Genomic DNA, 15,766 nt, shown 5'->3' on the forward strand with positions numbered 1-15,766 from the left:
TAATTTCCTTATGTAGCCATCACGAAAATCCTGTGAATGATGGACGGTATGAGCGATGGCAACTTAGCAAATGTTCACAGCCATTATACTTGCTCGGATCCCTAGCAAAAAAATTCCCTTACAACCCTAACAACAAAGTGCCACTGATATAACTTAACAGCAAAAGCCATTATGCGTATAATACATGGTTTACAAAACCAATACAAGTTTTACGATAAAAAATAATCATCATTTACTTTTTGAAAAACTTATTTTATGCTTTTCGATAGTATTGATAAAATATTTTAATGCAAAGTTGTACAAAATCCACTACAATAAAATCACCGATTGCAACTGTTAAAGAGAAACCCATGAACCGACTACCCAAAAAAATCGCCCTGATTAACGGTCCAAATCTGCACCTACTTGGCAAGCGCGAACCTGAGATTTATGGTTATACCACATTGCAAGATATCGAAGATAGGCTTATCAAAAAAGCGCAGGCAGATGGCATTGAGCTGATTTGTTTTCAGTCCAATCACGAAGGCGCGATCGTTGATTTCATCGGTGAAGTTGGGCTGTTATCCGCCGCGCCGATTGATGGCGTGATCATCAATCCTGCTGCTTTTACACACACATCGGTCGCCATTCGTGACGCTTTAGCAGCATTGAATAAACCATTTATCGAAGTGCATCTGTCCAATGTCCATGCACGCGAGCCGTTTCGCACGCATTCTTATTTTTCAGATAAAGCAGTTGGTGTGATTTGCGGCTTGGGTGATTTGGGCTATGAGATGGCTTTGGATTGGTTTGTGCAATATTTTAAAAATCAGTCATTTTAAACCAATGCATGATTTTGTAGAGTATCTGTGCGATAGCTTGGGCCCCTTGGGGAAAATCTCATCTCGCAAAATGTTCGGCGAGCATTGCCTATTTTTAAACGGGCAAATGTTCGCCATTATTGATAAAGACCATCAAATATTTATCAAAACTTCACAAATCAGCGATACTGACACGCCATTTACCTATCAAAGACAAGGCAAATCTGTTGCCATGAACTATGTTAAAATCGATGATGGCTTGATCGATGATAGTGATGAGCTGATGGCGGTGATTGCAGCCAAGCTTAAGTTTTAAACGGTTAAATATTTTAAGCAAAATAAAAAGCTAGGTTTTGATACCTAGCTTTTTAATGTGCAAAATAAATTACAACAACGGATTAATCACAGGGATTTTATTGTCTTTTTTGTCGTCTTCTTTGGCAAATTTTGGGTTAAAAGTCTGCACCAGAGGATTAGTTGGCAAGCCCATTTGATTAAGCTTATCACTCACACCCACTTGGATATTATTACCTTCAAACAGTCGCTCATCATCCGTGCGTGCCAATTGCAGATTTTCAAAATCAAACAAATTACGATCAGCTAGCTGACTTGGCGCGACATTTTGCAAGGCTTTAAACATACTTGCCAAGCGTTTTGGATGTGCATTATCCCATTCACGCAGCATCTCATTAATCATCGCGCGCTGCAGATTTTCTTGTGAGCCGCACAGATTACACGGAATGATTGGGAATTTTTTATAATTGGCGTATTTGATGATGTCTTTTTCGGCGACATAGGCAAGCGGACGAATCAAGACATTTTGTTTATCATCGCTTAATAGTTTTGGTGGCATGGCTTTTAGACTGCCCCCATGGAATAAATTTAGGAAAAATGTCGCTAAAATATCATCACGATGATGACCTAGCGCCACTTTGGTTGCACCAATTTGTTTAGCAAAACCATATAATGAGCCACGACGCAAGCGAGAGCACGCCGAGCAGTAGGTCTTGCCTTCGGGGACGACAGATTTGACGATACTATAAGTATCCTTTTCTAGAATATAGTAAGGAATGCCTTGCTCTGATAGGTATTTTGGCAGCACATCTTCAGGGAAACCAGGTTGCTTTTGGTCAAGATTTACCGCCACGACATCAAAGTGAATCGGCGCAATACGCTTTAGGAATAATAAAATATCAAGTAGTGTAAAACTGTCCTTACCGCCCGAGATACAGACCATCACCACATCGCCATCTTCAATCATCTTAAAGTCGCGAATCGCCCAAGAAACTTCCTTGCGGATTTTCTTTTGTAGCTTTTTAAAGCGTGCAGATTTGATGCCATCATCGAATTCATGGCGAGCATCGTCCGCATGATCATCAAGCTCTTCTTCATGATCATCAAGGCTAATATCCGCACCCGATAGCACGCTGTGCAAAGTTTGTTGTTCTTGATTGTCGATTTCTTCGATATGAGTGGTCATGGCTTACCTATATATACAATAAATTTATTTTTTAGATTTAATTTGATAGCGCGAAGTGGTGCTTGTATCATTTTTGGTATCAATCTTATCTTGCAGATTTTTGGCAAGCGTGTCTGCGCCTGCAAGTTTTGGATTGACATACACACGCTTGGCACCTGTCGTATCCAATGCACGCTCATGTTTTTGCACAGTTTTTGGATGAGCGTCGGCTGATTTTTTATTCAATGATTTGTTATCAAACGGCTTTTTGTTTGCTGGTTTTTTATCAAATCTTGGTTTGTCAGCTGATTTTTTGGTAAATTTATCATCACGCTTAGCAAAGCTTTTGCCTTGATTCGGCTTGTCAGTTTTATCAAAGCGCGATTTATCCGTGCGTTTGCCATCGCCATCTTTGCCAAAGCTGCGTGATTTTTCGCCTGCATAATCCGCTGATTTATCCAATTGTTTATCAAATTTATCTTTAAAATCACCACTTATACGGCTTGGCTCATTATCAGCTACCAAGGCGGATTTGATGGCGTTTTTGTGACGAATCTCAAAGCTTTGATGAATTGGTTTTTTGATATCAAAATCAAAGCCGATGGTCCTATGGGTAATGTCCACAACTTCATAGCGATTGGTCAGGCTCTCGTCAATCTCAAAGCGCGTGTAATTATTACTAAAATACAGTACGCCACCCGCAGATAGGCGGTTCATCGCGCGATTGATTAGTGCCACATGATCGCGCTGCACATCAAAAGTACCTTTAAATTTCTTAGAATTTGAGAAGGTTGGCGGATCAATAAAGATGACATCGTACTGCTCGGTGTTATTCTTAATCCATTCAAAGGTATCTTCTGCGATGAACTGATATTTTAACCTATCTTCAATTTGAGCATCGAGCACCAAGCCATTTAGGGCGAAATTTTGCTTGCCCCAATCCAGATAATTACCCGACAAATCGACACTAGTCACGCTCTTCGCCCCTGCCATTGCAGCGTGGACACTGGCTGAGCAGGTATAAGAAAACAGATTTAGCACGCGTTTGCCACGACTTGCCGCCTTGACAAGTCCGCGCATATTGCGATGGTCGATGAACAGACCAGTATCAAGATATTCTGTAAAATTGACATAAAAATACGCACCATTTTCGGCGGCAACATACAGCTTGTGGCGTTTGCTGTTTTCATTCTTGGTGTATTGCTCATTGCCCGATTGGCGCGCGCGTGTCTTGATAAAAATCGATTCACGCGATACACCAAAGACTTCACGCACCGCGTGCAACACCAGATTAAAGCGCGCTTTGGCGACATCAGTAGGGATTTGCTTAGGCGGTGCGTATTCTTGCACATGGATTTTATCGCCATAAACATCGATGGCGACATTGAAATTGGGCAAATCCGCATCATAGACGCGCAGGTTGGTTACGCCTGTTTTGGCAGCTTGTTTTTTAAGATTGACTACATTTTTTTGCAGGCGATTGATAAATTCTTGTGCATCATCAATCAGCACTTCACGACGCTCATAATCACGGATAATGCTTGGCAAGGCTACCAAATTCAGCTGACCATGGCGAAAATACACCGTCAGTGCGCCGTTGTGACAGCGTAAAGTATTCGGCTCGGTGATTGGTAGCGTATCGGCGTGCTCGACATGGCTTGCCAGTACCGCCATATAGGCATGATCCACACCTGCTGCGCGCAAGCCATCGACGCATTTTAGCCCCAAGCCTTGATACAAGGGCTTGATAAAATCACTGTCGCCCAGTCGCTCGCCATAAGGTGGATTACTGATGATCAGTGCTGATTTGGCAGTGATATCGCTCAGCACATCACCCAATGTCGCCACCGCACGCTGCTCAAGGCGCACCTTAGATAAAATCAGTGATAAGCCTGACGCCATCAAGTTCTTATGACACGCTTGCACCGCATAGGCATCGGCATCACAGGCAATGACGGTCAGCTGCTCATTTTGTAGTTTTTCTAAATTATCATGAAAATCTTGCGTGGCTTTGGCGACCATCTGATCCCACAAATATTCATCATGATGCTGCCAGCAATAAAAGCCAAATTCATCCGCTGCTTTATCCAGTCCCACAGGGTAGTTGGCGCACATCAGAAGGCTTTCGATGATAAAAGTACCCGAACCACACATCGGATCGATGATGGCATCAAACTCACCCTTGTGCCAGCCGCATTCGTACAGCAGGGCTGATGCCAAGTTTTCTTTCAAAGGCGCAGCAGTATTGGCGATGCGATAGCCGCGGCGGTGTAAGCTTGTACCTGATAAATCAAGGAACAGTTCGGCAAATTTATTATTGGCAGCGGCGAAAATCTGAAAATCGGGGGCTTTGGCATCGACATCAGGACGCGCGCCAAACGCACGGTTGAAAGTATCGGCAATGGCATCTTTGATACGCAAGGTAGCAAACTGCTGATTGACCGTCAGTCGCTTATCGGTACTTAGGCGAATGGCGAAGCGGTGATCTAAGCCAAACAGCGCCATCCAATCGATACGGCTAGCAAATTGATACAGTGCTTCAGGCACATCTTCGTTCAGAACTTCGTTGCCATTATCAAGTTTTTGTTTAAAATAATACTCGCCAAGTGGCAAAAGCACGCGACTTGCCACACGACTATAAAGGCACAAGCGATACAAACCTGTCAAATCCGTCTGCACCAGCACACGCCCTGCGCGCAAGATCTCACCTGTCATGCCAAAGCTATCAAGCTCGATCAGCAGCGCAGGCTCAAGCCCATCAGCGCAAGTGATGACAAGGTGAAATGCGCTTGGGTCAAAGGCGCGCAGATTGGCAAAATAAGTGGTAGCAGACGCAGTCATAACGATCCAAATTTTCAGTCGAAGTCAAACGCACCATTATAGCACAGCTTTGTGATTTCGACGATAAAAAACCACCAAGTGAATCGGTGGTTTGGCTGCTTAATTTTTGTCCATCAACTCATCGGTGTGTAGCAGCTTGCCTTTAGTTTCATCACTCATCACAAGCTTCATATATGGATACGGCACTTCGACGCCTGCGTCATCAAGGGCGCGCTTGATTTTTTCGTTGATATTTTCTTTAATCACAGGGATGCGCGCAACCGATAATGGCGCAACCCAAAAACGCACAATCAGATTAATCCCCGATTCACCAATACTATCAACCGTGGCAAGTGGCGCAGGATGCTTAAGCACCACTTCATCTTTTTGTAAAGTTTTAATAATCGCACTGCGCGCAGCGGTGATGTCCGCATGTAGCCCGATGCGCGTTTTGACATCGAAGCGGATCATTTTTTTGGAAGTCAAATTCACCACTTCAGACGATGCCACTGCTGAGTTTGGAATGATGATGATAATGTTGTCGCGATCTAGGATTTGCGTGGCGCGAAGCGAGATTTTCACCACGCGACCTTCTTTATCACCCAAGCGAATCCAGTCGCCAACTTGGAAAAATTGCTCCACCAAAATCACAATCCCTGCGATGAAATTGGCAAGGGTGCTTTGGGACGCCCAACCCACCGCAAGACCTGCGATACCAAGACCTGCAACGATTGAGAAAATATCAAAGCCGAATTTTGCCATCACGGTGGCAAAGGCAAGCACCAAGATAAGTACTAATAATAAGTTTTTTAAAAGTTGCTCAATCGATGCATTCAGATCATAATGCTTCAGCACACTGCTGACCATCTGTCCACTGGCAGCCCACAGTGCATAATAAAAACCCGCCCAAGTTGCCGCCGATGCCCCTGCCTTAATGGTGTCCGCCCGCACGCCAATCTGCGACAGCACCGCCAAAATACTGGTAACAAACCACAAATAGCGCAAAGTCACGCGAGCAATGCGCGCATAGCGATGCGGTAAGCCAAACGCCTTTCGCACTGTCTTGATAGCATAGACAAGCAGCCAATAAATAAAGCCAATCAACACAAGCAAAATAATGATTTTAATGCCTGTGGCCAGTATCGACAAGCCAAGCTTTGCCCAGTTGAGCGTCTTATCATCGAGCGAACCACCAAGCAACCAATAGATATTTTGGTATAATTCCCTTAATATTTTTTCAAAAAATTGTGCAATATTCGACGCATTCATAGCGGGCACATCCATCGACAAAAATCAACTACAGCAATTGGTGTTAAGACTTGATATTTTAACAAAAAAATTGACACTAAGCCATTGATAAATACGAGTTATTTTTTAATAAATGTTATATAAATTCAGCTTGCACAAATTTTATCCACACACCATCATAACGAACGCTGTTTATGCATATTTTCAGCCCAAAACAAGGATAACTTTCACAAATACAGAAACAGTGTTACAATAGCGAAATTTATCCACACAGGTACCGCTATGTCAGGTCTGATCACGCTTGTACTTATCCTAAGCCCGATGTTTATTGGCTTTTTATTACCCAGTCGTCCAGAGTGGGTGAAAATGAGCGAAACCGCTTTGGGCTATTTGGTATTTTTACTGTTGATCGTCATCGGCATTGAGCTTGGGCTTGTGCAGGATTTGGCGGAGAAAATCGGCGCGATCGCCATGTATCTTGGCGTGCTAATGCTACTTACTCTAAGCTCAGGCGTCGTTGCATTATGGGCGTTTGATCGCTTTTCACCACAGCACACCACTCGCACAGACACACAAGGCAGCAAGCCAAAAGTTAGCCTACGCGGCAGCCTTGTGCAGCTGATTTGTCTTGCCATCGGATTTGGCTTAGCACAGATTTTACCTGCTGCCCTGCTACCCCCTGAGAGGACCACCACCGTGCTACTCATGGCACTGCTGTTCTTGGTCGGAATCTCATTAAAAGGCTCTGGCGTAAGCCTTCGTGAAGCCATGCTAAATAAACGCGGCTGTCAAATCAGTGTGATTTTTATGGCGGTCACTTTATTAAGCGGTGTCATTTATGCGCTGATTTTCTCAGAAGTGTCATTTGCAAAAGCCTTGGCATTGGCATCTGGCTTTGGTTGGTATTCGCTGTCTGGCACGATCATGACCGATGCCTATGGCGCGGTTTGGGGCAGTGTCGCCCTGCTCAATGACTTGGGTCGTGAGATCGTTGCTTTGATCGTCATTCCGATGCTGATGCGCCATTCGACATCGGCAGGCATTGGCTTGGGCGGTGTTACCAGTCTTGATTTTACCTTGCCAACCATTTTACAATCAGGTGGTACACAGATCATGCCTGTGGTGATTAGCTTTGGTTTTATCACCAATGTGGTTTCGCCAATTTTAATGGTATTATTTAGTCAATTGGGATAATCGTAGCATTATATCAGTACAAAGCACACATTGTCTTAAGACCCTTGCTTTGTTACAATAACCCATTCACCGCTTTATTTTGGTTATTATTATGTCAAATTCCATCGTCGAACAAGCACTGCGCGCCGCCCGAGCTGATCAGGTAAATAGCCATCAAGACATCCTTGCCAAGCACCAAAAAATCGCCGAAGAATTTGAAGAATCATTAAAAAATCAGCAAGCATTACAAGACATTCATCTATCCCTATCAGACTATTTGGCTGCGGTCAAATTGGTCATTGATGACAGCTTCGATCATGAAGTATGGGTGCGCGCCGAAATCCGCTCACTGCACAGCAAAGGCGGCCATTATTATTTTGAACTTGCCGAAAAAGACGATGATGACAACATCACTGCCAGTTGCCGCGCGACCTTATGGCGGTATCGTGCCAATACAGTTCTTGCCAAATTCACCGCTACCACGGGGCAAAAACTTGCCGCAGGCGCAAGCATCCTGATCGAATGCTCAGCAAGTTTTCATGCGCAATACGGCTTTAGCCTAAATATCTCAGACATCGATCCGAACTACACACTCGGTGAGATCGCAGCCGCTTATCAAGCGATGAAAAAACGCTTGATTGATGAGGGATTGATCAATTTAAATAAACAATTACCCACACCATTTGACATCGAAAATGTCATCGTCATCGCACCAGAGCAAGCGGCGGGATTGGGAGATTTTCGCGCTGAAGCCGATCGCTTGATGCGTGCAGGCGCGTGCCAATTTCACTATCATCATGCCACTTTTCAAGGCAATCATGCACCCAGTGAGATTCGCGCCGCTATTACTACAAGCTTGACAGAGTTTGTAGAAAATCATCAAAAACTACCCGACATCTTAGTGATTATTCGCGGTGGCGGCGCGGTCGGCGATTTGGCATATTTGAACGATTATGAATTGGCAGCACTGATCGCAGAATGCCCTGTGCCTGTTTGGGTTGGCGTCGGTCATGAGCGCGATCAGGTGATTTTGGATTTGGTGGCACACACAAGCTTTGACACACCGTCAAAAGTCGTGCTCGGTATAGAATCGCATTTGGCACAAATTACAAGCCAAGCCAAATCTACCATGGAATACCTGCACAAAAAAGCACTGGATCAGCTAAACCTTGCCAAAAATAACAGCCAGCGGCATTTTGAGAAAGTACGCCTAAAAAGCCTAGCTGCCATCGCCTTGGCAAAAAAAGACACCGCACATGAACTCAAGCAATTTAGCCAAACGATCAAACACCAGCATTCTAAAGAAAAATTAAAAACTTATGCCTTGATGAAATCAATTCATCAACACAGCATTACGCAGCTTACCCATGCCAAGCACCAAAGTACACATCAGCTACACCGCCATCACAGTGTGAAATCTCGCCTGCAAGTCATGCACGATCGCTGCGCACAGCTACAACGCCTAATCCTGACTCAACACCCCAAACACACCCTACAAAAAGGCTATGCCATCATCTATAATGATGTCAATCAGCCGATCAAAAGTGCGAGTATGCTCAAGGCTGATGATCGCGTACGCATTCAGTGGCAGGATGGTAGCGTCAGTACGCGCATCGAATCAGTGCATCCAGAGTCATTTTAACGCTATAATTTTCGAAAAACTTTTAAGGTAAATTTATGAATACACCACTACAATTGGCACAGACACGATACACTTTCAAAGCCTATGATGCTGCGCAAAAAATCGATGAAGACACTTTTAATACCCTGCTTGAAATGCTGCGCCTTGCACCATCATCGATCAATATTCAGCCGTGGCAATTTTTGGTGGTGAATAGCGATGACAAAAAATCCCTACTGACACAGTCGATGACCGATGGCGATGCACACAATGTGCCTAAGGTAATGAACGCATCTCATATCTTGGTACTGTGTACCAAAACCAGCCTTGATGGCGCGCATCTTGACAAGGTGCTACAAGCCGAACAAGCTGCAGGACGCTTTGCTACCGATGAAATCATGCAGTCACGAAAGGCGCTGTGTAGCTACTATATCGAGCAGTTCGCCCAAGATCCCCAAAAGCTCATCACTTGGGCGGAAAATCAAACCTTCATCGCACTAGGACATCTGCTGCTATCAGCTGCGATGCTTGGCATTGATGCCACACCGATCGGCGGCTATGATGCGCAAGTGCTGGATGATTTGCTAGATCTACCTGCGCATAATCTGAAAAGCTCGGTGCTTGTAAGCCTAGGGTATGCAAGTAATACCGATGGCAATAAAACCTTGCCAAAAGCCCGCCTAGCGATGGATGATGTTGTTAAGTTTTTATAAAAATTATCAAGCAAAATAAGCTTGTGAAAATACCAAAACCCATCATCGCGATGGGTTTTGTTTTGGTTTAACTTGACAAATATATTTAGTCAATCCGCCCCAAAAACTCATCAACAGCACGGTACTGCTCAGCCGTCGTCTCACAGGCATACATCGCATCACGAAAGGCATTGGAATTGGGTAAGCCGCCTGTGTACCAAGCAATGTGCTTACGCGCAATGCGACAGCCTGAATATTCACCATAGAATTGATATAGCTCTTGTAAGTGAGTCAGGACAATGTCTCGCAGTTCGGTAACGCTTGGCGCATCCAAAAGCTCGCCCATCTTAGCATAATGCACGATGTCGCGAAATAGCCACGGTCGCCCTTGTGCTGCGCGCCCAATCATCACTGCATCTGCGCCAGTGGCTTGTTGTACCGCGACTGCCTTTTCAGGGCTATCGATATCACCATTAACAATCACAGGAATACTGATGGATTGTTTAACCTGTCTAATCAAATCATAGCGCGCCTGCCCTGTGTAGAAATCTTCGCGTGTGCGTCCATGAATGGCAATGGCGGCGATGCCTGCTTCTTCGGCGATCTTGGCGACTTGTAGGATATTTTCTTGCCCATTGGCAAAACCAAGTCGTGTCTTTAGGGTGACAGGCACATCGACGGCATCGACCGCGGTTTCTAATAATTGCTTGACCAGACCAACATCTTGTAAGAGTGCTGAGCCCGCCAGTTTTTTACAAACCTTTTTGGCAGGACAGCCCATATTAATATCAACGATTTGTGCGCCATTTGCCACCTGAAATCGCGCAGCTTCGGCAAGCTTATCAGGCTCTGCACCAGCGATTTGCGCGGAGATTGGGGCGATCTCCCCATCGAAATTAGCGCGGTATAAGGATTTTTTACGCGCGTATAAAGCGGTATCAGCAATGATCATCTCACTGACCGCATGACCCGCGCCAAACGACTTGCACAAGCGGCGAAAAGGATTATCCGTCACACCCGCCATCGGCGCCACCCATAATCTATTCTTAATCTCCAAACCCTTGATATACAAAGGCTGTAGTAAAATGTGTTGATTTTCAAGGGGTTTTTGGGTATTTTGCATTGTGTATATTTTCGTATATTGTTGTATATTTTAGCGTTTTCTTGCATATTTTTGCTTTATTCTGCATCATATTGACATCATTTCTCAGTCGTAACGCAGAACCAAATCATGCAATCACCGTCTTATACTGATTGACAAGTCGCACAAAATTCTCGCTGCTAATCCGCCCAATCTCTTCGCTGCTCATACCATACACCTTGGCAAGTGCCTGTGCCACATACGGCACATAGGTCGGTTCATTATCACGACCACGCTTGGGCACAGGTGCCAGATACGGACTATCAGTCTCAATCAATAAGCGGTCTAAGGGCAGCTGTTTGGCAACTTCTCGCAACGCATCAGATTTATTAAAGCTGACAATCCCTGATAGCGAAATGTACAGCCCCATATCCAGTGCACGCTTGGCAAAGGCATAATCCTCGGTAAAACAGTGGATGATGCCATGCTCACAGCGCTCGCTTTGTAGCACATCCAATGTGTCATGATAAGCACTGCGAGTATGCACAATGATGGGTTTTTTGGCGATTTTACTGGCACTGATATGGATGGCAAAGCTATGCTTTTGGGCGGATTTTTTATTGTCATCCCAATAATAATCCAGCCCCGTTTCGCCAAATGCCCACACCTTATCCGTATCCAAAGCCAACAAATCCTCAACTTGCACGCTCTTTAACATCGCTTCATCTTGACAAGGGTGAATCCCCACACTCATGCCGATATCAGGCAGGCTATCATCACTCATCGCCAAATCCACCCACGCACGGATGGCGTCATTTTCCTCAAACTTGCACATAATCGCCATCGCTCGGCTGACATCAGCATCCCGCATCGCAGTCAGTAGATGGTGTGGCGACTCTTCGTGATTGTCAAGTTTTAGATAGGTTAGGTGGCAATGCGAATCGGTGTACATAGTCGTTCTCAATCAATACAAACGCCGTATTTTATCATGAATCTGGCTGATTTAGGCGGTTTTTGTCATCCAGCACCACCGTCTGGCTAGGCAAGGCGTGCTCAACCTGATAATTTTCTAAGAATTTGAGTACTGCAAGCGCAAGCTGGGTCTGCTTGGCATAAAAATCCTGCGCCCCTGACGCTGGAATATACGCACGCATCTCGATGACATAGCAGTCTTGGCGCAGCTCTTTGATCCACACCTGATTCCACTCATCATTGGTCAAGGTATGTGATGCCAAAAAGCCTTGTAAATCAGCAATCATCCGCTCTACTTCTACCAAATCCGCTGTGCGTTTGATAAATAGATTATGCAGAAAATAAAACATATCTCTTGCGGTAAAGTTCTCAATCTGCAAAGCAGAAAACTCACCATTGGGCACGGTAACAATGGTGCGATTGAGCGTACGAATGCGTGTCGAACGGATGCCAATGTCAATGACCGTGCCTTCATAAGTACCAAATTTACAATAATCCCCCACGTGCACTGGGCGGTCAGCGACGACAACCACTGAGCCGATGAGATTTTCGATGGTTTTTTGGGCACCAAAAGCCAGTGCCAAACCGCCCACACCCAGTGCAGCGATCCCTGTGGTCAAATCAAAGCCTAAGTTGCCAAAGATGATGATAATTGCCAAAATCAACATAAATACTTTAGCAAGCTTACGCAATAAGCCTAGGATAGATACCTGTTCAGGGCGATTGCGTTTGAGCGAATTGGCTTCGGCACGGCGAAACACACCATCAATCAAACGAAACGCAAGCCATGTGGTCGCAATCCATGCCACTGCTTCCTTGAGTCGCCCAACTGGCGTGCGGATGGTAACAGGCACGCCTGCTCGTAGCATGATTTCGGACAGTAGCATGGCGACGATAATAATCGCAACAGGCATGATGACATTGGCATTGATGGCAAAGCGTCTGCCAGTCAATCTAGGAAACAGCCATCGGCTAATGACAAACAACGCCCAAACCAATACATACACCACCGCAAGACTAATCAGCACCATCACCGCCAGTGCGATAATCTTTGACAGCTCAAAGTCAAATAGCTTAACGACCTTTAACTGCTCAATCTCAAAATAACTTGCCCAAGTCCGTCCTGTCGTATGCACATCGGGTAAATTTGCCAAAGTCTCATCAGCAAACTGCCAATAGCGGTTGCCATCTTTATCGATCTTACGCACCAACAAGACATCCACAGATTTGTCAGCAATGCGAATACTACCAACTTTTTCTTGGTCGTTTGGCAGCAAATCCCCAACATCCCCTTCTTTGGCATCAGACAGTTGCAACAGCGGCTCAAGTCGACCGCCCGTGTCAAGCGCCTGCTTAAACTGTGCCACAACATCAGCATCCGACATCTTTGATTTACTTAAAAATGTCGCATCCAAATAGCGACTGGCAAGCTGTGCATCTTCGCTTGATAGCGCCGACATAAAGCCCTCAACAGTGCTACGCGGCGTATCTCGTCCATAGCTATCCGACCACACTTCGGCAGGCTCTTCGGTTTGGGTGGTTTTTAGCCCAAGTTTGGCAGTGGTGGCATGACTTGGCGATACCAATAGCAGACAGCTACACAGCATCATCACACACCACAAACCAACCCTTGGCATTCGCTGATACCGCTTAGCAAGCATACTATACAGGGATGATGGATCAAGCATGGCAATCCTCAATCAATTCTACAAACACCTCATTGTATATCCGATACTCAGCACTTGCAACTGTCAGCACAGTATGCCAACATCTGTTATGGTCAAGAATGGTAAGTCTCATTGAACAAATTTCATGCCAAGCTTAGAATTTTTCATCTAATTGAAAGTTGTTAAAAAATTTTTCATGTTATAATAAGACAGTTAATTTTACAAAACCCAACCCATTAGCAATATTAAGGTTAGTTATGTCATCGACCACTCTACGCCGTGCTATTTTGTTAGCATTAGCCCCAACGAGTCTTATCACCGCCGCCCATGCCGAGAGTGTACCAACCGTGATGCTTGATCCTGAAGTCATCACCGTCAGCCGCAGCGCCACACCACTGAGCGACACCCCTGCTGCCGTGAGCGTCATCTCACGCGCCGAAATTGAGAAAAACCCTGCGCGCAATCTGTCAGATGTCATCCAGTCAGATGCGGGTATCTATATCAAACAAAATGGCGGTATTGGTCAAGGGACTAATTTAAGCATTCGCGGCACAAACCCAAGCCACACACTATTGCTCAAAGATGGTGTGCGCCTAAATACACCAAATACCCTTACGCCAATTTATCCAGAGAACTTAGATCTAACCAATGTTGATCGTATTGAGATCGTCAAAGGTCCTGCATCGGTACAATATGGCTCAGATGCCATCGGTGGCGTAGTGCAAATGGTCAGCAAAAAACCTACACGCACTGGTGCAGAGCTCACTGGTATTTTTGGTGAGAACAACACTTATAAAGCTATCGCACGCGGTGATGTGGTGCATAATGGCTTTTATGCCAGTCTATCAGGTCAGCGTCTAGAAACTGACGGCACGCGCATTTTTAACACCCAAGCGCGCAACGATCAAGCAGGCTATGAACAAAAAGGCTTTGGCGCAAAAGTCGGCTACAATAATGACAAGGTCGATGTCGGCGTTTCATTTGATGAAAACAAAGGCACAAATGAATACAGCACCAATAGCGGTACAAGCATTGATGCAGCGCGTGAATTTAAAAATACCCAAGCCAAAGTTTTTGCCAGTATTAAAGCGACTGACAGCATCAAGCTATCAGCACATTATGCACAAGCCAAAGATGAACAATCTTATGTAGAACCTTGGTCAACCAATGAGTACAATACCCGTTATCATGAAACCGATGTAAATGCTCGCTGGAACATCACACCACAGCAAAACATTCTATTTGGCATTACCGACAATACGACCAAATATGCTGACGCTTATGCTTACAAGGGTGAGAAAAAAGTTGGTAGTACAGGTTATTATCTACAGCATCAATATAATAATGATAAATTTAATACGCAAGCCGGTATCCGCGTTGAAGACCATGATACTTTTGGTGTGCACACCGTTGGTCAAGCAGCAGCGCGTTATCACTTCAGCCCAAGCACCAGTGTTTATGCTAATATTGGTTCGGCTTTCCGCGCACCAAGTCTGAATGAACTGTATTATGATTCAAAATCAACTTGGGATGCGACAACTTACCTAACCAAAGGAAATGAAAATCTTGATCCAGAAAAAAGTATCAGCTACGGACTTGGTCTTGATCACCAAATCAATGACAATCTAAGTATCTCATTATCAGGTTTTGCCACCGAAGTCAAAGATTTGATAGCTCTTGATAGCAATTTTGATGTTGACACAAGCACAAGCATCTCCACCTATCAAAATATCAATAAAGCCAAATTTACTGGTGGTGAATTGGGTGCAAAATATGTACGCGGTGATTACTACGCCCAAGCCAACTATAGCTATGTTGACACCGAAAATAAAGCCACAGGTCTTGAAATCGCCTATCGCCCAAAACATACAGGCACTTTAACCATCGGTTATGACGATGGTGTGGTCGGTGTGAGCAGCTCATTGGTTGCGCGCACGGGTGCAAAAACCAGCAATAATACAACCGCCAAAGATGTGCCAGGTTTTGCAACCATTGATTTTGATGCACATTGGAATATTAATCCTTATGTTAAGGTATTTACAAATATCCAAAATATTACAAATAGTGATAATAAATTAGTAGACAATTTTGGCAACTGGTACATCAACGGCGGTCGCCAAGCCAATCTTGGTCTGACTTTCAAATACTGATCGGATGCACTTTGACAAAATGGCTCGCTTTGGCGGGTCATTTTTTATGGAAAAAGCGGATGAAATTTGTTATAATTATCCGT

12 protein-coding genes are annotated in these 15,766 nt (G+C 44.8%); 6 read left to right on the forward strand and 6 right to left on the reverse strand.

Annotated features, from left to right (window positions below; translation table 11 throughout):
- Positions 1-350: 350 nt before the first annotated feature.
- The gene (gene aroQ / locus NKU06_RS00220; protein ID WP_254731414.1) at positions 351-821 is read left to right on the forward strand and encodes a type II 3-dehydroquinate dehydratase; all 471 of its coding nucleotides are present in this window, start codon (positions 351-353) and stop codon (positions 819-821) included.
- A gap of 70 nt (positions 822-891) precedes the next feature.
- Positions 892-1,116: a TfoX/Sxy family protein gene (locus NKU06_RS00225; RefSeq protein WP_254731417.1), complete on the forward strand. Its 225-nt coding sequence runs from the start codon at positions 892-894 to the stop codon at positions 1,114-1,116.
- 69 nt (positions 1,117-1,185) lie between these two features.
- Here the strand turns inward: NKU06_RS00225 and ttcA are convergent, their stop codons facing one another.
- The 3 genes from ttcA to NKU06_RS00240 all read right to left on the reverse strand — a co-directional run bounded on the left by ttcA (position 1,186) and on the right by NKU06_RS00240 (position 6,348).
- On the reverse strand, positions 1,186-2,136 hold the full coding sequence (gene ttcA, locus NKU06_RS00230) for a tRNA 2-thiocytidine(32) synthetase TtcA (protein WP_371928027.1): 951 nt from the start codon (positions 2,134-2,136) through the stop codon (positions 1,186-1,188).
- Between the two features lie 168 nt (positions 2,137-2,304).
- Positions 2,305-5,100: a bifunctional 23S rRNA (guanine(2069)-N(7))-methyltransferase RlmK/23S rRNA (guanine(2445)-N(2))-methyltransferase RlmL gene (gene rlmKL, locus NKU06_RS00235; RefSeq protein WP_254731423.1), complete on the reverse strand. Its 2,796-nt coding sequence runs from the start codon at positions 5,098-5,100 to the stop codon at positions 2,305-2,307.
- 99 nt (positions 5,101-5,199) lie between these two features.
- Positions 5,200-6,348, reverse strand: a complete 1,149-nt coding sequence (locus NKU06_RS00240; RefSeq protein ID WP_254731427.1) for a mechanosensitive ion channel family protein — start codon at positions 6,346-6,348, stop codon at positions 5,200-5,202.
- 261 nt (positions 6,349-6,609) lie between these two features.
- Here NKU06_RS00240 and NKU06_RS00245 point away from each other — a divergent pair, with 261 nt between their 5' ends.
- The 3 genes from NKU06_RS00245 to nfsB all read left to right on the forward strand — a co-directional run bounded on the left by NKU06_RS00245 (position 6,610) and on the right by nfsB (position 9,834).
- Positions 6,610-7,521 carry a lysine exporter LysO family protein gene (locus NKU06_RS00245; protein WP_254731429.1) on the forward strand — a complete coding sequence of 304 codons (912 nt, stop codon included), beginning with the start codon at positions 6,610-6,612 and terminating at the stop codon, positions 7,519-7,521.
- A gap of 91 nt (positions 7,522-7,612) precedes the next feature.
- Positions 7,613-9,142 (forward strand): exodeoxyribonuclease VII large subunit, encoded by a 1,530-nt coding sequence (gene xseA / locus NKU06_RS00250; RefSeq protein ID WP_254731432.1) that lies wholly within the window; start codon positions 7,613-7,615, stop codon positions 9,140-9,142.
- 35 nt (positions 9,143-9,177) lie between these two features.
- Entirely contained in the window at positions 9,178-9,834 is a 657-nt protein-coding gene (nfsB, locus tag NKU06_RS00255) for an oxygen-insensitive NAD(P)H nitroreductase (protein ID WP_254731435.1), read from the forward strand.
- An 85-nt stretch (positions 9,835-9,919) separates the two neighbouring features.
- Here the strand turns inward: nfsB and dusB are convergent, their stop codons facing one another.
- The 3 genes from dusB to NKU06_RS00270 form a co-directional block, all read right to left on the reverse strand.
- Positions 9,920-10,936, reverse strand: coding sequence for a tRNA dihydrouridine synthase DusB (dusB, locus tag NKU06_RS00260; RefSeq protein ID WP_254731438.1), 1,017 nt, complete (start codon positions 10,934-10,936; stop codon positions 9,920-9,922).
- Positions 10,937-11,042: 106 nt separating this feature from the next.
- Positions 11,043-11,846, reverse strand: coding sequence for a TatD family hydrolase (locus NKU06_RS00265; protein ID WP_254731441.1), 804 nt, complete (start codon positions 11,844-11,846; stop codon positions 11,043-11,045).
- Positions 11,847-11,880: 34 nt separating this feature from the next.
- Complete coding sequence (locus NKU06_RS00270; RefSeq protein ID WP_254731444.1) at positions 11,881-13,554, reverse strand: mechanosensitive ion channel family protein; 1,674 nt, start codon at positions 13,552-13,554, stop codon at positions 11,881-11,883.
- A 236-nt stretch (positions 13,555-13,790) separates the two neighbouring features.
- Between NKU06_RS00270 and NKU06_RS00275 the strand changes: the two genes are divergently transcribed.
- On the forward strand, positions 13,791-15,683 hold the full coding sequence (locus tag NKU06_RS00275) for a TonB-dependent siderophore receptor (protein ID WP_254731447.1): 1,893 nt from the start codon (positions 13,791-13,793) through the stop codon (positions 15,681-15,683).
- Positions 15,684-15,766 lie beyond the last annotated feature (83 nt).

Origin of the sequence: Moraxella sp. FZLJ2109 (assembly GCF_024296965.1) — a bacterium.
Lineage (GTDB): Bacteria > Pseudomonadota > Gammaproteobacteria > Pseudomonadales > Moraxellaceae > Moraxella.